Annotated in this window: 19 protein-coding genes; 7 read left to right on the forward strand and 12 right to left on the reverse strand. The window is 69.8% G+C overall.

Features of this window, described 5'->3' with window-relative positions:
* The first annotated feature begins 79 nt into the window (after positions 1-79).
* Together ACQR3U_RS01360 and ACQR3U_RS01365 are read left to right on the forward strand one after the other, a co-directional pair.
* Positions 80-577, forward strand: coding sequence for a hypothetical protein (locus tag ACQR3U_RS01360; RefSeq protein WP_006554230.1), 498 nt, complete (start codon positions 80-82; stop codon positions 575-577).
* Positions 574-1017: a ferritin-like domain-containing protein gene (locus ACQR3U_RS01365; protein WP_006554231.1), complete on the forward strand. Its 444-nt coding sequence runs from the start codon at positions 574-576 to the stop codon at positions 1015-1017. The genes ACQR3U_RS01360 and ACQR3U_RS01365 overlap by 4 nt, the downstream gene beginning before the upstream one ends.
* Positions 1018-1055: 38 nt before the next feature.
* Here ACQR3U_RS01365 and ACQR3U_RS01370 read toward each other — a convergent pair whose 3' ends face one another.
* Both ACQR3U_RS01370 and ACQR3U_RS01375 read right to left on the reverse strand, forming a co-directional pair.
* On the reverse strand, positions 1056-1715 hold the full coding sequence (locus tag ACQR3U_RS01370; protein ID WP_230809515.1) for an O-methyltransferase: 660 nt from the start codon (positions 1713-1715) through the stop codon (positions 1056-1058).
* A gap of 119 nt (positions 1716-1834) precedes the next feature.
* Positions 1835-3568, reverse strand: coding sequence for a proline--tRNA ligase (locus ACQR3U_RS01375; protein ID WP_230809516.1), 1734 nt, complete (start codon positions 3566-3568; stop codon positions 1835-1837).
* 53 nt (positions 3569-3621) lie between these two features.
* Between ACQR3U_RS01375 and yaaA the strand changes: the two genes are divergently transcribed.
* Positions 3622-4365: a peroxide stress protein YaaA gene (gene yaaA, locus ACQR3U_RS01380; RefSeq protein ID WP_230809517.1), complete on the forward strand. Its 744-nt coding sequence runs from the start codon at positions 3622-3624 to the stop codon at positions 4363-4365.
* On the opposite strand, the gene ACQR3U_RS01385 is transcribed toward yaaA, so the two are convergent.
* The 4 genes from ACQR3U_RS01385 to mqo form a co-directional block, all read right to left on the reverse strand.
* Positions 4358-5440, reverse strand: coding sequence for an FUSC family protein (locus ACQR3U_RS01385; protein WP_230809518.1), 1083 nt, complete (start codon positions 5438-5440; stop codon positions 4358-4360). The genes yaaA and ACQR3U_RS01385 overlap by 8 nt on opposite strands.
* 92 nt (positions 5441-5532) lie before the next feature.
* Positions 5533-6954 carry an MFS transporter gene (locus ACQR3U_RS01390; protein ID WP_228045118.1) on the reverse strand — a complete coding sequence of 474 codons (1422 nt, stop codon included), beginning with the start codon at positions 6952-6954 and terminating at the stop codon, positions 5533-5535.
* 59 nt (positions 6955-7013) lie between these two features.
* Positions 7014-8276, reverse strand: a complete 1263-nt coding sequence (gene cobA, locus ACQR3U_RS01395; protein WP_230809519.1) for a uroporphyrinogen-III C-methyltransferase — start codon at positions 8274-8276, stop codon at positions 7014-7016.
* A 96-nt stretch (positions 8277-8372) separates the two neighbouring features.
* Entirely contained in the window at positions 8373-9899 is a 1527-nt protein-coding gene (gene mqo / locus ACQR3U_RS01400; protein ID WP_024100652.1) for a malate dehydrogenase (quinone), read from the reverse strand.
* A gap of 187 nt (positions 9900-10086) precedes the next feature.
* On the opposite strand from mqo, the gene ACQR3U_RS01405 reads away from it, so the two are divergent.
* Positions 10087-11157 carry an alpha/beta hydrolase gene (locus tag ACQR3U_RS01405; RefSeq protein WP_039586985.1) on the forward strand — a complete coding sequence of 357 codons (1071 nt, stop codon included), beginning with the start codon at positions 10087-10089 and terminating at the stop codon, positions 11155-11157.
* Complete coding sequence (gene mtr / locus ACQR3U_RS01410; RefSeq protein WP_230809520.1) at positions 11154-12527, forward strand: mycothione reductase; 1374 nt, start codon at positions 11154-11156, stop codon at positions 12525-12527. The genes ACQR3U_RS01405 and mtr overlap by 4 nt, the downstream gene beginning before the upstream one ends.
* Positions 12528-12602: 75 nt before the next feature.
* Here the strand turns inward: mtr and ACQR3U_RS01415 are convergent, their stop codons facing one another.
* The 4 genes from ACQR3U_RS01415 to ACQR3U_RS01430 form a co-directional block, all read right to left on the reverse strand.
* Positions 12603-13169: an alpha/beta fold hydrolase gene (locus ACQR3U_RS01415; RefSeq protein ID WP_064852543.1), complete on the reverse strand. Its 567-nt coding sequence runs from the start codon at positions 13167-13169 to the stop codon at positions 12603-12605.
* 9 nt (positions 13170-13178) lie between these two features.
* Entirely contained in the window at positions 13179-13562 is a 384-nt protein-coding gene (locus ACQR3U_RS01420; protein ID WP_230809521.1) for a hypothetical protein, read from the reverse strand.
* A 94-nt stretch (positions 13563-13656) separates the two neighbouring features.
* Positions 13657-14514, reverse strand: a complete 858-nt coding sequence (gene map, locus ACQR3U_RS01425; protein WP_230809522.1) for a type I methionyl aminopeptidase — start codon at positions 14512-14514, stop codon at positions 13657-13659.
* A 65-nt stretch (positions 14515-14579) separates the two neighbouring features.
* Positions 14580-16223: an AMP-binding protein gene (locus tag ACQR3U_RS01430; protein ID WP_019289131.1), complete on the reverse strand. Its 1644-nt coding sequence runs from the start codon at positions 16221-16223 to the stop codon at positions 14580-14582.
* A gap of 108 nt (positions 16224-16331) precedes the next feature.
* Between ACQR3U_RS01430 and ACQR3U_RS01435 the strand changes: the two genes are divergently transcribed.
* Both ACQR3U_RS01435 and ACQR3U_RS01440 read left to right on the forward strand, forming a co-directional pair.
* Complete coding sequence (locus tag ACQR3U_RS01435) at positions 16332-17195, forward strand: LuxR C-terminal-related transcriptional regulator (protein ID WP_230809523.1); 864 nt, start codon at positions 16332-16334, stop codon at positions 17193-17195.
* Positions 17196-17244: 49 nt separating this feature from the next.
* Entirely contained in the window at positions 17245-18600 is a 1356-nt protein-coding gene (locus tag ACQR3U_RS01440) for an APC family permease (protein WP_019289129.1), read from the forward strand.
* A gap of 2 nt (positions 18601-18602) precedes the next feature.
* Here the strand turns inward: ACQR3U_RS01440 and ACQR3U_RS01445 are convergent, their stop codons facing one another.
* Both ACQR3U_RS01445 and ACQR3U_RS01450 read right to left on the reverse strand, forming a co-directional pair.
* On the reverse strand, positions 18603-20444 hold the full coding sequence (locus ACQR3U_RS01445; protein ID WP_197483248.1) for a penicillin-binding transpeptidase domain-containing protein: 1842 nt from the start codon (positions 20442-20444) through the stop codon (positions 18603-18605).
* Positions 20445-20476: 32 nt separating this feature from the next.
* A complete protein-coding gene (locus ACQR3U_RS01450; RefSeq protein WP_230809524.1) occupies positions 20477-21313 on the reverse strand; it encodes a GNAT family N-acetyltransferase in 837 nt (278 codons plus the stop codon).
* Positions 21314-21415: the final 102 nt, after the last annotated feature.

Below are 21415 nucleotides of genomic sequence, written 5' to 3' on the forward strand. Positions count from 1 at the left end.
TCAAGCCTAACCCGCGTCTCCTGCTGCTGTGACCAGGGCGGCGTCCTTCGTCGGACGACGCGACTGGCAGGATGGTCCGGTGCCGATGCCACTCGACCGTCCCACCGTCTCCCGACGAACCCTCCTGCGATGGTCGTCGGTCGCCGTCGGTGGATTCGGAATCACGACGATCACCGCGTGCGGCGCCTCCGACGAGGATGCCGCCGAACCGGATCCGCTGGCGGGTCAGGCGACGCGCGCCCGCACCGACGCAGCGATCGCGACCGCGCTGGTCGCGCGGGCGCCGGAGCTGTCCGCGCCGCTCACCACGATCGCGGCCGAGCGGACCTCCCACGCCGACGCGCTCGAGGCCGAGATCGCCCGGATGGAGGGCGCCACCACGAGTTTCACTCCCCCGTCGACCACCGTGACCACTCCCACCGGTGAGCTGCCGACCGTCGAGGCGCTCCGTGAGCGGTTGAACCGGTCGCAGCGCGAAGCCGCCGACCTCGCACGCACGCTCTCGGGTTACCGCGCGGGTCTGCTCGCCTCGATCAGCGCCTCCTGCGCCGTGCAGACGGCGGTGATGTTGCCGTGAGCTCACCCGAACTCGGTTCCGAACAGCAGGCCCTCGTCGACGCCCTCGAGGCCGAACACGCGGCGGTCTTCGGATACGGCGTGGTCGCGGCCTTCGCGGATCCCGCCCGCGCGAACGCCGTGGCGGAGGACACCGCAGCGCACCGCGCACGCCGTGATGCAACGATCGAGGCGTTGCGCGCCGCGAGCGTCGAGCCGCCGGTCGCGGCACCCGGTTACACCGTGCCGTTCCCGGTGATCGACGCCGCGTCCGCCGCGCAGCTCGCCGAACAGATAGAGAGCGACACCGCGGTCGCGTGGCGGTCCGTCGTCGAACGGGCACGCAGCGAGGCCACCCGCGCCACGGCCGTGGACGCACTCACCGAGGCGGCCCTGCGGGCGGCGCGGTGGCGGCAGAGCCGCGGAGTCGTGCCGTCGGTGGCCTTCCCCGGTCAACCTTGATCCGGTCGGCCTCGATCCGGTCGACTCCGAAGCACGGGTCACCCGGTCACGACCGCCAGCGCGAAGCCGTCCCAGCCCTTCGATCCGACGGTCTGCAACGCCGTCGCGTCGAGGCGCGGTTCGCGGGCGAGCAGTTCGAGCACGTCCCGCGACGCGCGGACCCGTTCGTCGTCGCTGCCCTGATCGACGATGGCCCCTGCCCGCACCACGTTGTCGACGACGATGACGGTGCCGGGTCGCGACAGCCCGAGCGCCGCGCGCACGTAGTTGCTGTTGTTCTCCTTGTCGGCGTCGATGAACACCAGGTCGAAGGGATCCTCGTCGACCAGGCCCGGCAGCGAGTCCAGGGCGGGGCCGACTCGGATGTCCACACGGTCACCGACGCCGGCGCGGTCGAGATTGGCGCGGGCCACCTCGGCGTGCTTGCGCTCGTATTCGAGGGTGACCACCCGGCCGGACTCCCCGACGGCCCGGGCAAACCAGATGGTCGAGTATCCGCCGAGGGTGCCGATCTCCAGGACCCGGCGGGCACCCCGGATCCGTGCGAGCAGGTGCAGGAACTTGCCCTGCGGCGCGGACACGTCGATGGGCGGCAGTTCCGCTGCGGCGTTCGCCTCGAGCGCTGAGCTCAGCGCAGGATCGTCGCCGATCAGCACGTCGGTGAGGTAGTTGTCGGTCGCACTCCAGTTGTCGGCCATGCACCTCATTGTGGTTCGGCGCGCAGCGCACCACGGCGACTTCTGCCACATACGCCGGTGCCCCCGCGACGGCAGGTCGCAGGGACACCGGGTTCCGCCTGTATCGGCGAATAAGAGCGTCAGCGGTTGACGATGCGCTGGACGACCTCACCGATCGGCAGTTCGTCGGCCTCGCCGGAGAAACGGTCGCGGACCTCGACCTTGCCGTCGGCGAAGCCGCGGCCGACCACGACGACGAGCGGCATGCCGAGCAGCTCCGAGTCCTTGAACTTCACGCCGGGCGACGCCTTGCGGTCGTCGAGGAGCACCTCGAGGCCGGCGTTCGAGAGTTCCTCGGCGAGGTTCTCGGCGCCTTCGCGGGCCTGCTCGTCCTTGTTGGCGATGACCAGGTGCACATCGAACGGTGCGATCTCCGACGGCCAGCGCAGGCCCTTCTCGTCGTGCTGCTGTTCGGCGACCACCGCGACGAGGCGTGACACGCCGACGCCGTAGGAGCCCATCGTGGGGCGGACGGGCTTGCCGTTCTCGCCGAGGACGTCCACCGCGAAGGCATCGGTGTACTTGCGGCCGAGCTGGAAGACGTGGCCGATCTCGATGCCGCGGGCGGAGAGGAGCGGGCCGGCTCCGTCGGGCGACGGATCGCCGTCGCGCACCTCGGCGGCCTCGATCGTGCCGTCCGGGGTGAAGTCGCGACCTGCGACCAGCCCGAAGACGTGCTTGCCCTGCTCGTCGGCGCCGGTGATCCAGCTGGTGCCGTCGACCACGCGGGGGTCGACGAGGTAGCGGACACCGTTGGCGAGCAGCGCCTTCGGGCCGATGTAGCCCTTGACGAGGAAGGGATTGGCCTCGAAGTCGGCGTCGGTGAGCAACTCGACCTCGGCGGGTTCGAGCGAGGCCTCGAGGCGCTTGTCGTCGACCTCGCGGTCGCCGGGGATGCCGATGCCGAGCAGCTCCCACTCGCCACCGGGCTGCCGGACCTTGACCATGACGTTCTTGAGCGTCTCGGCCGCGGTGACCTCCCGGCCGAGGACCTCCGACGCCGCGGCGACGAGCGAGGCGATCGTCGGGGTGCCGGGGGTATCGCGCACGACCGCCTCGGGCTGTCCGTCGATCGGCAGCGGTTCCGGCGCGAGCGTCTTCACCGCTTCGACGTTCGCCGCGTAGCCGGATTGGAGGCACCGCACGTAGGTGTCCTCACCCGCAGGCGAGTCGGCCAGGAACTCCTCGGAGGCGCTGCCACCCATCGCACCGGAGGTGGCCGAGACGATCACGTACTTCACGCCGAGACGCGCGAAGATGCGCTCGTAGGCGTCGCGGTGCGCCTTGTACGAGTCGGCCAGGCCCTCGTCGGTGAGGTCGAAGCTGTAGGAGTCCTTCATGACGAACTCGCGACCGCGGAGGATGCCGGCGCGGGGGCGCTCCTCGTCGCGGTACTTCGTCTGGATCTGGTAGAGCGTGACCGGGAAGTCCTTGTAGGAGTTGTACTCGCCCTTGACGGTGAGCGCGAAGAGCTCCTCGTGGGTGGGTCCGAGGAGGTAGTCGCCGCCCTTGCGGTCCTTCAGCCGGAACAGGCTGTCGCCGTACTCCGTCCACCGGTTGGTGGCCTCGTAGGGTTCGCGCGGCAGCAGCGCGGGCAGAGCGATCTCCTGCGCTCCGATGGAGTTCATCTCCTCGCGCACCACCCGCTCGATCTGCCGCAGCACCCGCAGCCCCAGAGGCAGCCACGAGTACACACCTGGCGCGATTCGTCGCACGTATCCGGCTCGGACCAGCAGCTTGTGGCTCGCGACCTCGGCGTCGGCCGGGTCGTCTCGGAGGGTGCGGAGGAACAGGTGCGACATGCGGGTGATCACGACCGTGCAGCCTACCGTGGCCACCTTCCGCGACATCGGTACGGTTACCGGTTGTGCTGGTGCTTCTCCCCCCTTCCGAAACCAAGTCCGACGGCGGCGACGGCGGACCGCTCGATCTCGCCGACCTGTCGATGCCGCAGTTGACGGAGACGCGGGAGATGCTCGTGCAGGCCCTCGTCGACCTCTCCGCCGACCCCGATGAGTCGAGCCGCGCACTCGGGCTGGGTACGAAGGGCGCCGACGAGATCGAACGCAACGCGAAGTTGTGGGTCTCCCCCACCCGCCCGGCGCTGGAGCGGTACACCGGCGTGCTGTACGACGCGCTCGACGCGGGAGCCTTCACGAAGGCGCAGCGCGACAAGGCCTATCGACGCCTGGGCATCGGGTCGGCGCTGTTCGGCGCGGTCCGGGCTGCGGATCCGATCCCCGCCTACCGCCTCTCCGGAGGGTCGAAACTGCCCGGCTTCGGCACCGTGAAGTCCGTGTGGCGGAACGAGCTCACCGACGCGCTGGTGGCCGAAGCCGGCGGCGACCTCGTGGTCGATCTCCGCTCCGGGATCTACCAGCAGCTCGGTCCCGTGCTGGGTGCGGTGACCGCAACCGTGCTCACCGAGCAGCCCGACGGCACCCGCAAGGTCGTCAGCCACTTCAACAAGCACCACAAGGGCCTGCTGGCCCGCGCGCTGGTCCTCACCCGCGCGGAGCCGAGCGATATCGGAGCGCTCGCCCGCGTCGCGACGAAGGCGGGACTGAGGGTCGAGGTGGAGTCGCCGACCGAGTTGGTCGTGCTCACCTGACCTCGAGTCCCATCGCCGCGACGATCCGGCGAGCCGTGTGCAGGACGGCGCCGAGTCGCGCGGTCAGGACCAGGTCGTCCGATTCGGTGGCGAACCGTTCGAGGTCGGTGAGATTGCTGCGGCACGTCCCGTCGGGGTCGACCTCCCGGCCCGCCCCCACGGCATCGACCATCTCGGCGAGGGCGTCGAGCATCGCTGCGATCCCCGTCCGCAGGCGGCGACGGTCGGCTTCGGCGACGTCGTCGCCGAGTACGGGGTCCAGAGCGTGCGCGAGTTCCTCGACAGCGCTGGACACCGACGAGAGGTCGTCGAGGGTCCGGTCCCAGCGACGTGCCCATTCCCTGGCCCGTGCAGCGGCGGGGCGTGGGTTCATCCGGGCACTCTCGTGCGCCCACCGTGATTCCTCGAAGGCGCGCTGCACGAGGCTGTCGATGCCCCGCGCGCGCTGCACCCAGTCCCGCACACCCGACGATCCCTCACGGCATCCGGACGCCATGTCCCGCAGCAGGTCGCGCAGCTCACCGGTGAGTTCGCGGGCCTCCTTGCCCGCCGAGTACACCGGCGGGAAGACCAGCGCCGTCACGGCCACGCCGATCGCCGCGCCGATCGCCGTCTCCGCGAGTCGTTCACCGAGCAGGATCGGGCTGTCCGAGGCGCCCGTCGCGATCACCAGCAGCGCGGTGATCGCCACCCAGATGCCACTGGCCCCGAACCGTCGCCAGCGACCCGCGAAGTAGCCGATCGCCACGGCGATGCCGATCGCAGCGGTCGTCGACTCCACGAGCCGCGTCACCACGACCGCGACCAGCAGACCCGCAACCACCGCCCCGACCTGCACCACCGCCTGCTGGAGCGAGCGCACGAGTGTCGCCTCGACGAGGAAGACCGCGACATAGGGCGCGAGGAAGGCCTGCTGGAAGTGGAAGACCTCGGTCACGACGAGCCACGCGACGACCGCGGCGAGCGTGGACCGGAACGCCTGGAGGGCGACGTACCGCTCGTGTCCGGCCTCGCGCACCGCGCGGACGATCCACGATCCGACGAATCTGCCCCGTTCGAGAACACCGACCTGCATGAGTGTCGGGTACCCGGGGGTCGTGCGTGGCAGGCGTGAGCAAACTCATCCGCCGCAGCGATCGCTCGTCCGCCACGGTGACGGTCCGACGGTCAGGAGGTCTGCGCGGCCTTCTCGGCCTCCTGCGCCTGCGCGACCTCTTCGGGAGTGAAGCGGATGAACAGCGCCGCGACACCGGCGATCACCGCGCAGACCGCGCAGCCGACGAGCGCGAACATGTATCCCTCGCCCTGGGCGACGAGCTGGGCGTCGGTCATGTCGGCGACGGCTCCGGAGACACCACCGAGCGACATCGTCCGCGAGGTGGCCATCGCACCGATCACCCCGAGGCCGACCGGACCTCCGAGAGTCTGGGCGACCTGCGCGATCGCCGAGAGCGGTCCGATCTCGTGCGGTCCCACCCCGGAGATCGCGCACAGCGGCAGCGGGACCACGGCCAGGCCGACCCCGAAGCCGACAACGAGCACCAGCACGAACAGGGTCGGGAAGTAGCGGACGCTGCCGTCCATGGTCGAGCCGTAGAGCAGGCTGACAGTCATGATCGCCGAGCCGGTGACCACGAGCCAGCGCGGTTCGATCCGCGCGACCAGCTTCGACGACACCGCGGCGGCACCGCCGAGACCGAAGGCGAACGGCACGAAGGCCAGACCCGCGGCGAGCGGGCTGTAGCCGAGGATGTCCTGCACGAACAGGGCGACGAAGGCCGCGAGGCTGAACATCACGGCGCCCGCGAAGAAGATCGCCACGAAGGTCGCGACGCGGTCCTTGTTGCGGAACAGCACGAACGGCAGCAGCGGGTTCTCCGCCCGCCGCTCGACGAGCAGGAACACTCCGAGCAGCACGAAGCCGGCGACGATCGCGCCGATGACCGAGGGGCTCGACCAACCGACTTCGGGACCCTCCGTGAGACCGAAGACCAGGCCGGTGCATCCGAGTGTCGCGAGGATCGCGCCCGGCACGTCGAGCGCGAGGCGTTCGGAGGCGGTCTCACGCAGCGCGATCGCGGCGAGCACGACGATGAGGACGCCGATAGGGACGTTGATGAGGAAGATCCAGCGCCACGAAAGCTGGGTGAGCGCACCCCCGAGGATCAGTCCGGCGATGGACCCGACACCGGTCATGGCCGCGAAGACCGCGATGGCGCGGTTGCGTGCCGGACCTGCGGCGAAGGTCGTCGCGACGAGCGCGAGGGCGGTCGGGGACGCGACCGCGGCGCCGACGCCCTGCAGGGCGCGGGCGCCGATGAGCATCGCCTCGCCGGTCGCCAGACCGCACAGCAGGGACGCCAGGGTGAACAGGCCGACTCCGCCCATGAACGTGCGTTTGCGTCCGTAGCTGTCGCCGAGACGGCCGCCGAGGAGCATCAACCCGCCGAAGGCGAGGGCGTAGGAGGTGAGGACCCAGTTGCGACCCGCATCCGACAGTCCCAGATCACTCTGCAGCGGCGCGAGCGCGAGGTTCGCGACCGTTCCGTCGAGCACGACCATCAACTGGAGGCCGCTGAGGACCAGCATGGCCAGAGCGACCGCGCGGGTGGCCGACGGATGCGAAGTGGCTGACACGTGATCCAACGTTACCCACCGTCCGAGTCGGAGCCGGTCCGCGGATCGAGTCCGAATCCGGCCACCGGCCCGATCACGACGATCGCGGGCGGGCGCACGGCCTCGTCCCGGACACGCTGAGCGACGGTCGACAGATCGGCACGCACCACACGTTGGCTGCTCAGCGTGCCCTCCTGCACGACGACCACGGGGGTGTCGGTGGGACGTCCGCCGACGATCAGGGCGTCGGCGAACTGCTCGATGCGTTCGACGGCCATGAGCAGGACGAGGGTGCCGCGCAGCTTGGCGAGCGCGTCCCAGTCGGTGAGCGAGTCGGGATGTCCGGGCGCGACGTGGCCGCTGGCCACGACGAATTCGTGGGTGACCCCTCGGTGGGTGACGGGGATCCCGGCCGCGGACGGCACGGAGATCGCGCTGGTGATGCCGGGGACGACGGTCACCGGGATGCCGGCCGCGGTGCAGGCCTCGAGCTCCTCATAACCGCGACCGAAGACGTACGGGTCGCCGCCCTTGAGTCGGACGACGAACTTGCCGGCCTTTGCGCGGTCGATGAGGGTCTCGTTGATGACCTGCTGGGCCATGGCCCGTCCGTACGGGAGCTTCGCCGCGTCGATCACCTCGACGTGCGAGTCGAGTTCCGCGAGCAGTTCCTGCGGGGCGAGATGGTCGGCGACGACCACGTCGGCGCGGGTGAGGAGGCGTCGACCGCGCACGGTGATCAGGTCGGGATCGCCCGGTCCTCCGCCCACGAGGGCGACGCCGACCGGCTTCGGCGCGGTCTCGGCGAACTCGGCGACGGCCGCTCCGGCGAGGGCGTCACGGATCGAGGTGCGTACGGCGGCGGACCGGCGGTGGTCGCCACCGGCGAGGACGCCGACGGTCAGACCCTCGTAGCGGGCCGTGGCGGGGGTGACGGCACTGCCGTGACGGGCGTTGTCCGCACGGACGCAGAAGATCCTGTTGCGTTCGGCTTCGGCGACGACCGCTGCGTTGGTCTCGGGTTCGTCGGTGCAGGCCATGGCGTACCACGCGCCGTCGAGGTCGCCGTCGCGGTAGTCGCGCAGGTCGAGGGAGATGCGGCCCTTCGTCGCCATGCTCTCGACCACGGGGGTCGCGGCCCGGGCGACCACGTGGACGTCGGCGCCGGACGCGACGAGCAGACCGAGACGCCGCTGCGCGACGCTGCCTCCTCCGACGATCACGACGCGGCGTCCACGGAGATCGAGTCCGACCAGGTAACTGGTCTCGTCCTCAGCGGCAGCGGACACGGGCATCTCCCCATCTCTCGTGTCGGGGCGAATCCGATCGGACCCACCTTCGGGACACCTGTGGCCCGGGCATCGCCCCGGGCCACAGGTGCAGTGATCGGATCAGACCGCGGCGGCCTCTGCGGGTGCCTCGGCCACGGTGTCGGAGACGACGTCGAGCTGCAGCGACTTCGTGCTGTGGTCCCATACCTGGCGGAACAGGTCGGGGTTGTCGGACAGCTTCAGACCGAGCGACGGGACCATTTCGCGGAGCTTGGACTGCCAGCCCGCCCACTGCTGCGGGAAGCAGCGCTCGAGGACGTCGAGCATGGCTGGAACGGCCGTCGAGGCACCCGGCGACGCACCGAGCAGACCGGCGATCGAACCGTCACCCGCGTTGACCACGGCGGTACCGAACTCGAGGACACCGCCCGCACCCTTCCGGCGGATGACCTGCACACGCTGGCCGGCGACGATGAGCTCCCAGTCCTCGAGGCGCGCCTCGGGCACGAACTCGGCGAGGGTGCCGATGCGGTCGGCGGGCGACTGCATGAGCTCACCGACGAGGTACTTGACCAGGCCGAGCTCGGTGACGCCGACGCCGAGCATCGACATCAGGTTGCCGGGCTTGACGGACTTGGGCAGGTCCATGATGCCGCCCTGTTTGAGGAACTTGGGCGACCAGCCGGCGTAGGGACCGAAGAGTAGACCCTGCTTGCCGCCGATGACGCGGGTGTCGAGGTGCGGCACCGACATCGGAGGGGCACCGACCGCGGCCTTGCCGTAGACCTTGGCGCTGTGCTGCGCGATGACCTCGGGATTGGTGCAGCGCAGGAAGGCACCGGAGACGGGGAAGCCACCGAAGCCCTTGATCTCCTTGATGCCCGACTTCTGCAGCAGGTGCAGCGCGCCGCCGCCGGCGCCGACGAAGACGAACTTCGCCTGGACCTTGCGCGACTCGCCGGTGCGGCGGTTGCGGACCTTCACGATCCAGCTGCCATCGGACTGCTTGGACACGTCGGTGACGTCGTGGCCGAAGAAGACGGTGCCGCCGGAGGCCGCGACGTGGTTGATGAGCTGCTTGGTGAGGGCACCGAAGTCGATGTCGGTGCCGGTCTGCGTCCAATTCAGGGCAACCGGGTCGGAGAAGTCGCGGCCCTTGCCCATGAGCGGCAGACGCTCGGTGAAGACCTCGGGGCTCTCGGTGTACTCCATGCCCTCGAAGAGGGGATGGCCGGCAAGGGCGTCGTAGCGGGCACGCAGGTACTTCACGTTCTCGGCGCCGTGTACGAAGCTGACGTGCGGAACCGGATTGATGAAGTTCTTGGGGTCGGACAGAATGCCGTTGTCGACGGCGTACGCCCAGAACTGGCGCGAGACCTGGAACTGCTCGTTGACGTTGACGGCCTTCGCGATGTCGACCGAACCGTCCGGCTTCTCAGGAGTGTAGTTGAGCTCACACAGCGCGGAGTGGCCCGTACCGGCGTTGTTCCAGGGGTCGCTGCTCTCGGCGGCCGCGGCGTCGAGGCGCTCGAACGCGGTGATCGACCAGTCGGGCTGCACCTGACGCAACAACGCACCGAGGGTTGCGCTCATGATGCCCGCGCCCACGAGCACTACATCGGTTTTCGCTACTACGTTCTCTGACACTGGGAAATCGACTTCCTTGTCTGGTTCGCACGCGCCGCCGAAGTACGGAGGTACCGTCTCGCGTGGGTGTCCCGTCAACGCGGCGCGCGAATGCGACCGACGGGTTACCCGCGCGTGGTCCAACGTTTCATTTCACCTCATTGTGTACCCATGAGCGGTGGTCGGCGAACACACCTAGGGTGTGATAGTGACTACTTGGCGTCCTGACGTCCTCGGAGACGGCTACGAACAGCTCGAACTGCCGCTGGGCATCGACCCCGACGGCGAAGGCGAGATCTCGGCGACCCTGGTGCGCTACCAGCCTCCGTCTACCGATCTCCCCGACCGGGCGGTGCTCTACGTCCACGGCTTCACCGACTACTTCTTCCAGCAGCACCTCGCCGAGCACTTCGCGGCGCGCGGTTACCGCTTCTTCGCGCTGGACCTGCGCAAGTGCGGTCGTTCGCGGGCACCCGGGCACACCCCTCACTTCGTCACCGATCTCTCCCACTACGACGCCGAACTCGACGAGGCGCTGCGCGTGGTGCGCGAGGAGGTCGGTGGCGGTGTGCTGCTGGCGGCCCACTCGACGGGCGGGCTCGTCCTGCCGTTGTGGCTCGACCGTCTCCGTCGCCGGCCCGGCGGGGTTGCCGCAGCGGGCATCGTGGGTCTCGTCCTGAACAGTCCGTGGTTCGACCTGCAGGGACCGTCCTACCTGCGCAATGTCGGCACGGCGGCCGTCGACATCGTCGGCCGCCTCCGCCCGCGCGCGCTCATACCGCTGCCGAAGACCGAGGCCTACGGCCGCAGCCTGCAGTGCGACGGCTGGCGCTACGACCTCGACTGGAAGCCGTTGACCGGGTTCCCCGTCCGCTTCGGCTGGTTACGTGCCGTGCGGCGGGGCCAGGCCGTCCTGCACCGCGGGCTCGACATCGGGGTGCCGTCGCTGATCCTGCGGTCCGGTGCCTCGCGCTTCGCTCCGCGGTACGACGCGAGCGTCGACACCGTCGACGCGGTCCTCGACGTCCGCCAGATAGCCCGATGGGCGGGATGCCTCGGCAACCGCACGACGATCGTGCCGATCGACGGTGCCCGTCACGACGTGTTCCTGTCCACACCCGGTCCCCTGGCGGAGGCCTTCCGGGAATTGGACTTGTGGCTGGAATGGTTGGACGGAGCGGACGAGGCGGACACCTCCGGTTCCCGAACCGAGGCCGACGACTCCGACGACTCCGCCACCGTTTCCGTACTGCACCGACTCACGGGAGAGCACGCGTGACCCACTACGACCTCGCGATCATCGGCACAGGATCGGGGAATTCGATCCTCGACGAGCGGTACGACGGGAAGCGCGTCGCTCTCCTCGAAGAAGGCACCTTCGGGGGCACCTGCCTCAACGTGGGCTGCATCCCCACGAAGATGTACGTCTACGCCGCGGAGGTCGCCCACACGGTCCGCACCGCGGCGAAGTACGGCGTCGACGCGTCGATCGACGGAGTGCGGTGGAACGACATCGTCGACCGGGTCTTCGGTCGCATCGATCCCATCGCTGCGGGCGGCGAGCGCTACCGCCGCGAGGACTGCGCGAACGTCACCGGCTACGACGGTCACGCGCGGTTCGTCGGCGAGCGCCGCATCGACACCGGAACCGGTGAGGTGATCACCGCGGACCAGGTGGTCGTCGCGGCCGGTTCGCGGCCCGCGATCCCGCAGGAGGTACTCGATTCCGGTGTGAGATATCACACGAGCGACGGCATCATGCGGTTGCCTAAACTGCCCGAGTCCCTCGTAATCCTCGGGACGGGTTTCATCGCGATGGAGTTCGCCCACGTCTTCTCGGCGCTCGGCACGCGGGTGTCGGTGATCGCGCGGACCGACCGTCTACTGCGGCACCTCGACGCCGACGTCTCCGAGCGGTTCACGGCGCTCGCCGCGGCCAAGTGGGACGTCCACCTCGCCAATCCGGCCCGGGCGTTCCGTCCGGTCGGCGACGGCGTGGAGGTCGAACTCGCCGACGGCACCGTTGTGAGCGGCGACGCCCTGCTCGTCGCGACAGGTCGGCAGCCCAACGGTGACCTGCTCGACGCCGCGGCGGCCGGCATCGAACTCGATGCGAAGGGCCGGATCGTGGTCGACGAGTTCCAGCGCACGTCCGCGGCGGGTGTGTTCGCCCTCGGCGACGTGTCGTCGCCCTACCAGCTCAAGCACGTGGCCAACCACGAGGCGAGGGTCGTCCAGCACAACCTGTTGCACGACGCGTGGAGCGGCGACACCACGGGTCTGCAGCGGACGGACCACCGCTACGTCCCCTCCGCGGTGTTCACCGATCCGCAGATCGCGTCGGTCGGTCTCACCGAGGCCGAGGCCCGGGAGGTGGGATTCGACATCTCCGTCAAGATCCAGGACTACGGCAACGTCGCCTACGGCTGGGCCATGGAGGACACCGAAGGTTTCTGCAAGCTGATCGCCGATCGGTCGACGGGTCTGCTGCTCGGCGCCCACATCATCGGGGCCCAGGCGTCGACGGTCATTCAGCCCCTCATCCAGGCCATGTCGTTCGGTCTGCCCGCGCGGGAGATGGCGACCGGGCAGTACTGGATTCACCCCGCGCTGCCCGAACTCGTCGAGAACGCCCTGCTGGGTCTCTGAACTTCGGGGTCTCCGAGCACCTTCACCAGCGCCGTGTGGCCTGCTGCCCTCTCCGGGCCGCAGGCCACACGCGTCTCACCAGCTTCCGGTGCGCAGCGCGATCGCGGACGCGAAGTCGGTGGGCGCCTCGGCGGGCACGTTGGCGACCCCGGCGAGTTCGACCACCCGGAACTCTCCCGTCACGTAGCGCATCGATGCGTCCGCTTCGGGTCGACGCGAGGCATCGCCCACGACGATCGTGGTGGGCACCTCCGCGGGCGGCGCCGACGCGTCGCGCACCGTGCCGTCACGATCCGCGACCGCGGGATGGCCGCGGTCGGCGACCACCAGGCTCGCGAAGCGTCCGAAGCGTCCTGCGGCGACGGCCCAGGCCAGTTCGGCTCCCGCGCCGCTGCCCGCCAGATGAACCCAGGGCAGGGCGAGGGCGTCCAGTAGGGCGAACACGTCGGCGGGCGCGAGTCCGTCGATCTTCTCGACCACGATCGTCCGCAGGTCGGACGTGTGCAGCCGCTCGCACACGACGTCGTACACACCTGCGTCCTCCCCCACGTCGGGGAAGAGAAGCACCGTGTAACGACTTTCGGGGCCGCCGATCCGAACCTGCACGTCCCCACCGGGCGTGGTCACCGTCCTCGATTCCATGGGCAAACGCTACATGGCCGCAGTCCGTGCTCCGCCTCTTGCCGTATCGACGACGGGCTGGGGAGTGGACATGCGGAGGTTCGGGATCCTGCGTTTCGTCACCGACAGTTCCGTGGTGCAGTTCCTGGGCTTCTTCGCCACCATGCTCCTGATCGTTGCGCTGTCGATGCTCGTCGGGGCAATCCAGAACCGTTGGCGCGCAACGGGTCTGCTGACGGCCGCCGCGTCCGTCGTCGTGATCGGCGGTCTCGCCGCGACCCTCGTCACGTGGACCCGGTCGTGGTCGTCGCTGTGGTCGTGGATCGTCGACGCGTCGCCGACGACGACCCTGGTGGCGCTCCCCCTGCTGGTGGCCGCGGTGTGCGTGGGCGCGACCTGGCAGGTCGCCCGCAACGCGGCACCCCAGGCCGGCCGCCTTCCGGAACAGGTTCGGCCCCGACCCTTTCCGGGTCGGGGCCGAACTCCGTGCTCGCTCAGCGAGCGGAGGTCACGGCAGGGTGAGGATCTCGGCGCCGGTGTCGGTGACGACGATGGTGTGCTCGAACTGCGCGGTCCACTTGCGGTCCTTGGTGACGACCGTCCAGCCGTCGTCCCAGATCTCGTAGTCGGGCGTACCGAGGTTGATCATCGGTTCGATGGTGAACACCATGCCGGGCTCGATGATCGTGTCGATGTCGGGCCGGTCGTAGTGCAGGATCACCAGGCCGTTGTGGAAGGTCTCGCCGATACCATGGCCGGTGAAGTCGCGGACGACGCCGTAGCCGAAGCGGTTGGCGTAGGACTCGATGACCCGGCCGATGACGTTGAGGGCCCGGCCCGGCTTGACCGCCTTGATGCCGCGCATCGTGGCCTCGCGGGTGCGATCGACGAGCAGGCGGACGTCCTCGGAGACGTCGCCGGCCAGGAAGGTGGCGTTGGTGTCGCCGTGGACGCCGTCGATGTAGGCGGTGACGTCGATGTTGACGATGTCGCCGTCCTCGACGACGGTCGAGTCGGGGATGCCATGGCAGATGACCTCGTTGAGCGAGGTGCAGCACGACTTGGTGAAGCCGCGGTAGCCGAGGGTCGACGGGTAGGCGCCGTGGTCGCACATGTACTCGTGCGCGACGCGGTCGATCTCGTCGGTGGTCACGCCCGGCGCGACAACCTTACCGGCCTCGACGAGGGCCTGTGCGGCGATCGTCGACGCGAGTCGCATCTTCTCGATCGTCTCGGGTGTCTGCACCCACGGCTCGTTGCCTTCCTTCGCCGTGGGCTTCCACACGTACTCCGGCCGTTCGATCGATGCGGGCACCTCCCGGACGGGAGTCGGAGTGCCGGGGACGAGCGGAGCGCGGGTAGCCATGACTTCCAGATTAGCCGCCGCGCCCCGCTCCCCCGTCATCCACCGATCGGGCCGTCGTGCGCCGCTCAGCCCACAGCGCCCGCCTGGCGCAGCTTGAAGCGCTGGACCTTGCCGCTCGGCGTCTTGGGCAGGTGCGGCACGAAGTGCACCGCGCGCGGGTAGGCGTGGGCGGCGTACTTCTGCTTCACGAGCTTCTGCAGCTCCGCCTCGACCGCGTCGTCGCCCTCGACACCCTCCCGCAGCACCACGAACGCCTCGAGGACCTCCCCCCGCAGTTCGTCCGGCAGACCCACGACGGCGGCCTCGATCACGTCGGGGTGCATCACGAGCACCGACTCGACGTCGAACGGGCCGATGCGGTAACCGGCCATGATGATCACGTCGTCGTCGCGGGACGAGAAGAAGAAGAAGCCGTTCTCGTCGACCTTGCCGGCGTCGCCGGTCAGGTACCAGCGGCCGTCCTCGCTGAACCGGTCGGCGGTCTTCTCGGGTGCGTCGACGTAGCCGGTGAACCACACGAGCGGGCTCGCGTGCACGTCGATCGCGACGCGTCCGACCTCACCGGGCTCGGCGATCTCGTCGCTGTCCTCGCGCAGCACCGCGCAGCTCCAGCCCGGCAGCGGCTTGCCCATCGAACGCGCCGGGGTGTCCTCGCGCAGCTCGTCCGCCCACGCGTCGACGACGAACATGCCGTGTTCGGTCTGTCCGTACTGGTCGCGCACCACGACACCGAGGGTCTCCTTCGACCACTCGAGGACGTCCGGGGTCAGCGGCTCACCGGCCGAGGAGGCACGACGCAGCCGCACCGGCGGGTGCTCGGCGGTGTCGGCCTTGAGGCTGCGGTAGACCGTCGGGGCCGCCGCGAAGTTGGTCACCCCGAAGGTGTCGAGGATCTGCCAGGTGAGCGCGGGCGAGAAACCGGCGTGCAGCAGGAGGCTGCGCCGACCGGCCGCGAGCGGCCCTAGTAGCGCGTAGTAGAGCCCGTACGCCCATCCCGGATCGGCCGCGTTCCAGAAGACGTCGTCCTTGCGCACGTCGAGGCCGAACTCCAGGTAGGCGTGGAAGGACGCCAGCGCCTTCACCGGGACGGGAACACCCTTGGGAGTGCCGGTCGTGCCGGAGGTGAACAGCTGGACCAGGCGCCCCTCGGCGCCGACGGCGACGGCCTCGCCACGCGGGTCGTCGGCCGACTGCGCGGCGACCAGCTCGCCGAAGTCGCGGGCCCCACGCCCGGACGCGTCGGCGTCTCCCTCACCGGCCACGACGACCTGCCACGGCACCTCGGCGGGAAGATCCGATCCGGCGGCGAGCTTGCCGGCCTGATCACGATCGGCCACGACCACCTTGGTGCCGCTCGCGTCGAGCCGGAAGGCGATCGCCGGCGGGGCGAAGGCGGTGAAGAGCGGCACGTGCACGGCGCCGCGACGCCAGATACCGAGAACCGCGACCACCAGGTCTGCCGACTTGCCCATGAGCGTCGCGACGTGGTCGCCGGGTTCGACACCGAGATCCGCCAGCGCCGCGGCGAAGCGGATCGACCGTTCGCGGAGCTCGCCGTAGGTGAGATCGGTGGAGCTCAGGTCCGCGTCGACGACGGTGAACGCCACCGCGTCGGCGGGATGGTCGTCGCACAGCAGTCGGGCTGCGCAGGCGTCTGCCGTGTCGTACCGCTCGAGCAGTGTCCGCACGCGGCTCGCTGTGTCGCCCATTGTGGTCCTTTCGTCCGTACCGGCCAGGGTGTTCCTGATCTGTGGAGCACACCCGTTCGACGTCTATGATTCGAGTCACACCATGTTCCCCGATACCCCCGGAAAGGGGTGGCGTTCGTGTCGTCCTCCTCGTCGGCGCTGCTGCGTCCCCGTGACGGTGATGCCCTGCGCGGTGAACTCCGCCGCACCGCGGCGCAGGCACAGTTGCCGGTGGTCTTCGCCGGCGAGGTCCAGCAGGGATCGCTGCAGCTCAGCGAATTCTTCGGCACCCGCACCAACAGCCTGGCGGGGGTCGTGGTGCCTCCGCGGGCCGGTCTCGGCGGTCGCGTCCTCGCGGAGTCGCGGGTGGTGACGGTGTCGGACTACGGTCGCTCTGCGTCGATCACGCACCACTTCGACCGTCCCGTTCTGTACGAGGGATTGCGGTCCATCCTCGCCGTGCCGGTACTCGTCGAGGGCAAGGCCCGCGCGGTGTTGTACGGCGCCGCGCGCGAGTGCGCGCCGGTCGGTGATCGGGCGGTGACGGCGTTCGCGCAGGCGGCCGCACGTCTCGCGCACGAGATCGAGGTGCGCGACGAGGTCGATCGGCGACTTGCGATGCTCGAGCGGTCGTCCGGCGACCGCGATCCCGTCGCGACCGCGCAGGTCCGCGAGGTCCACGCCGCGCTGCGGGTGCTCGCGCAGGGCACGACCGATCCGGCGCTGCAGGAGAAGCTCCGCTCGTTGTCCGACCGTCTCGCCGGGGTGCTCGACGGAACGGAACCGGAACCGACGGACGTCGTGCTGTCCCCGCGCGAGACCGACGTGCTGTCCCATGTGGCGCTGGGGTGCAGCAACGCCGAGATCGCCCAGCGCCTGTCGGTCGGTGCCGAGACGGTCAAGAGCTACCTGCGCAGCGCCATGAGCAAGCTCGACGTCCATTCCCGCCACGAGGCCGTCGTCGCCGCGCGAAAATCGGGTCTGCTGCCCTGATATCCGGCCGGTCCCTCATCGGCGGACAGGGTGCGGAAGGGGGCCTGCGGTGGCCGAGACGACCGACTCACCCCAGCTCGTCCGCGTCCTCGGACCGGGTCTGCTCCTGCTGTTCGTCATCGGCGACATCCTGGGCACCGGCATCTACGCTCTCACCGGGGAGGTCGCGAACGAGGTCGGCGGCGTGGTGTGGCTGCCGTTCCTCGTCGCGTTCGCCGTCGCGACGGTGACCGCGTTCAGCTATCTGGAGCTGGTCACGAAGTATCCGCGGGCGGCCGGAGCGGCGCTCTACACGCACAAGGCGTTCGGCGTGCATTTCCTGACCTTCCTGGTGGCCTTCGCCGTGATGTCCTCGGGCATCACCTCTGCCGCCACTGCTGCGCGGGCGTTCGCCGCGAACTTCGCCGAGGCCTTCGGACTCGACCTGGCCGGCACGGCCGGGATCACCGTGATCGCGCTGGTCTTCGTCCTCGTCCTGGCGGTGATCAACTTCCGCGGGGTCGGCGAGAGCGTGAAGACCAACGTGGTGCTCACGATGGTCGAGTTGGGCGGCCTGCTCATCATCGTCGCGATCGGCATGTGGGCGTTGGGTTTCGGCGGCGGGGACTTCTCGCGTGTGGTCGAGATCGATCCCGGCGACCGGTCCGTCTTCTCCGCGGTGGTCGCAGGGACGGCCCTGGCCTTCTTCGCGATGGTGGGGTTCGAGGATTCGGTGAACATGGCCGAGGAGTGCAAGGAGCCCACCCGGATCTTCCCCCGGATGCTGCTGCTCGGCCTGGGTCTCGCCGCGTTGGTGTACGTGCTCGTTTCGATCACCGCGATCGCGCTCGTCGCGCCCGAGGAGCTCGGGGCGGGCGAGACGCCCTTGCTGCGGGTGGTCGAGGTCGGCGCGCCGGCGTTCCCGGTCGGGATCTTCGCCTTCGTCACGATGTTCGCGGTGGCCAACACCGCGCTGATCAACATGCTGATGGCGAGCCGGCTGGTCTACGGCATCGCCCGCGAGGACGTCCTGCCCGCCGTCCTGGGGCGGGTGCACCCCACGCGCCGCACGCCCTATGTCGCGATCGCGTTCACGACGCTGCTCGCGGTCGGTCTCGTCGTCTTCGTCGGCGGGGTGCCCGAACTCGGGGGGACGACGGCGCTGCTCCTGCTGGGGGTGTTCGCGATCGTCAACGTCGCCGCCCTGGTCCTGCGCCGGGACCACGTGGAGCACCGGCACTTCCGCGCGCCGACGATCCTCCCGGTGCTCGGGGCGGCCAGTTGCCTGTTCCTCGTCCTGCCGTGGGTCGACCGGCCCGTGACCCAGTACCGGACGGCCGGGGTGCTGCTCGGGATCGGTGTGGTGCTGTGGCTGGTGACGCGACTCGCGGGGCGGCGCGACGGTCGGCCCGCGAGTACGACCTGAGCTCAGGCTCCCTCGTCGTATTCCGGCGGCAGGGCGGCGAACATGTCGCGGGTGACCGCGACCGCGTTGTCGGAGCTGCCGCCGCGCACGACGAGCGTCGCGAACGCCAGATCCCCGCGGTAACCGACGAACCACGAGTGCGACCCGCCCTCGACCTCGGCCTCGCCGGTCTTGCCGTAGACGTCGCCCTGGTCCCGGATGCGGTCGGCGGTACCGCTCGTGATCACCAGGCGCATCATCTCGCGCAGACCCTCCACCATCTCCGGCGTCACCGGCGGCGGCGAACCGCTCACAACGGTCTCGCGACCCGCGATGAGATAGGGCACCGGGGTACGGCCGGCGGCGACCGTCGCCGCGGTGAGCGCCATCCCGAACGGGCTCACGACCACCTTGCCCTGACCGAAGCCGTCCTCGGTCCGTTCGACGAGATCCTCCGCGGGCGGAACCGATCCGGTGAAGGTCGGCATCCCGACCACCTCGTAGTCCACACCGATACCGAACTGCGAAGCGGCGACGGTCAGCGCGTCCGGGGCCATCTCGGAGGCGAGCTTGGCGAAGGAGGTGTTGCAGGATCGGGCGAAAGCGGTAGCGAGAGAGACCGTCCCGAGCTCGAACTCGTTGTAGTTCGGCACGCTGCGCTCACCGATCGTGATGCGGCCCGGGCACGGCACCATCGTGTTCGGGGTCGCGCTCCCCTCGGCGATCGCCGCACCCGAGGTGACGATCTTGAACGTCGAGCCCGGCGGGTACTGGCCGGCCAGCGCGACCGGGCCGTCCCGGTCGGCGGCCTTGTTCTGGGCCACCGCCAGCACCGCACCCGTGGACGCCTCGATCACGACCGTCATCGCCTGCTCGGTGCGGGCATCGACGGCCGCCTGGGCCGCGAGCTGGAGGGGACGGTCGAGACTGACCGAGAACGACGGCACCGGTTGCGGCGGCGTCTCGGTGAGCACCCCGGTGTCCACGCCGTACTGGTTCACCACGACGACGCTCCACCCGGCCGTGCCGTCGACCTCGTCGATGACGGTCTTCTTGATCTGACCCACGAGATCCGGCGCGAAGTTGCGATCGGTCGCGACGAGGTCGGCCTGCTCGGTCACCACGACACCGTCGATCCCGGCGAGACGTGGGGCGACGCGCTCGTAGTCGTCCTCGCGCAGTCGCATCACCGAGCGCGGCCCGGAGGAGGCCGTCACCGATTCCGCGATCGCCTGCGCCGTGAGCGAGGAATCGAACTCCGACAACGTCGACGCGAGCTGTCGTGCGGCGCCGGCGACGTCGGTGGTCTGCGCGGCGTCGAAGGCGATGCCGTAAACCGTGCCGGGGACGAGGATGTCGCTGCCTGCGTGCTCGTTGACCCGGGCACGCGGCGCCGGGCTGCTGCGGAGCTGCATGGTCTGCCGTTCGCCGAGCTGCGGGTGCAGCGCGGACTTCGCCCACCGCACGATCCAGTCGTTCCCGCTGCGCCCCATGTTGAGCTCACCGGTGTACTGCCATACCCGTTCCTTCGGCAGGTGCCACTCGTAGTTGTAGCCCACGGTCGCGGAGTCGCCGCTGATCCGGGTGGATGTCGTTGTGGCGATGAGGGATTCGGCTTGAAGCCCGTCCAGGACCTCCTGCATCGCGACGGCCGCGTCGTCGGGGCGGTCGGTGCGATCCGCCGCCGACGCGACGTCCTGCGCGGCGAACGAGTCGAGAAACGCCTGGGCGGCGGCCTCCGGCCCGGCCGGCCGCGGCGTGCACGCGACGGCCAGGCCGAGGAGCACGACGGCCGCCGACCACACAGCGCCGATCCGGAGTGCGCGTGCGTACGGGGATGCCGGGGTGGAACTTCGAGGTCTCATCGCCCGTCATCGTAGGCAGAGCCGACGGGAAATCAGTCGAGCAGCACCGTGGAGAACGTCGCGACCTGACGGAAACCCGCGCGGGCGTAGGCTCCACGAGCCGGGGCGTTGAAGCTGTTGACGTAGAGGCTGGGCAGGCGACCACTGCGAGCGACCGCGCAGGCCACGGCGGCCGTGCCGATCGTGCCGAGGCCCGAGCCACGATGCGCGGGATCGACCCAGACGCCCTGGATCTGGCCCACCGTGGACGACTGCGAACCCACCTCCGCCTTGAACACGACCTGTCCGTCCTCGAACCGCGCCCAGGCGCGTCCCGCCGTGATCAGGCTCGCGACGCGGCGCCGGTAACCCGCACCGCCGTCGCCGGTTCGCGGGTCGATGCCGACCTCCTCGATGAACATCGAGATCGCGGCGGGCAGATACACATCCAGTTCGTCGGTCCGCACGGGCCGGACCAGCGGGTCGGGGTCCACGAGCGGCTCGCGGTCGAGAACGAGCAGGGGTTGTTCGGCCCTCACCTCGCGGGGAGCGCCCCACACCGATTCGAGCCGCTCCCACATGGGCAGCGCGTACTCGGCGCGACCGACGATGGACGAACACAGTCGCGGCCCGCGACTCGCGCGCTCGGCGAACGCCTGGATGTCGTCCGGACTGCCCAGCAGCGGAATGAGGTTCGCGCCGGAGAAGCACAGCGAGGTCTCGGGGCCTCCGCGGCTCCACATCTCGCCGCCGACGGCACGCCCGTCGAGTCCGTACTCCTCGACGCGGCCGGCCACCATGCACGCGGCCACGGGGTCGCGGGAGAGCACCCGGAGCACCGCGGCGGTGTCACGTCCGCCCAACGACCGGACGCCCAGAAGCTTGAGCACTCGCTCACCACCCGTCGAGAAGCCGATACGAGATCAGAGTGCCATGCCGGACGGCGGCGTGGAAACCTGAGTCCTCGAAAGTGAGAGAACGCCGTCCCGTGC

Origin of the sequence: Rhodococcus sp. IEGM1339, from assembly GCF_050321925.1 — a bacterium.
Taxonomy (GTDB): domain Bacteria; phylum Actinomycetota; class Actinomycetes; order Mycobacteriales; family Mycobacteriaceae; genus Rhodococcus; species Rhodococcus pyridinivorans.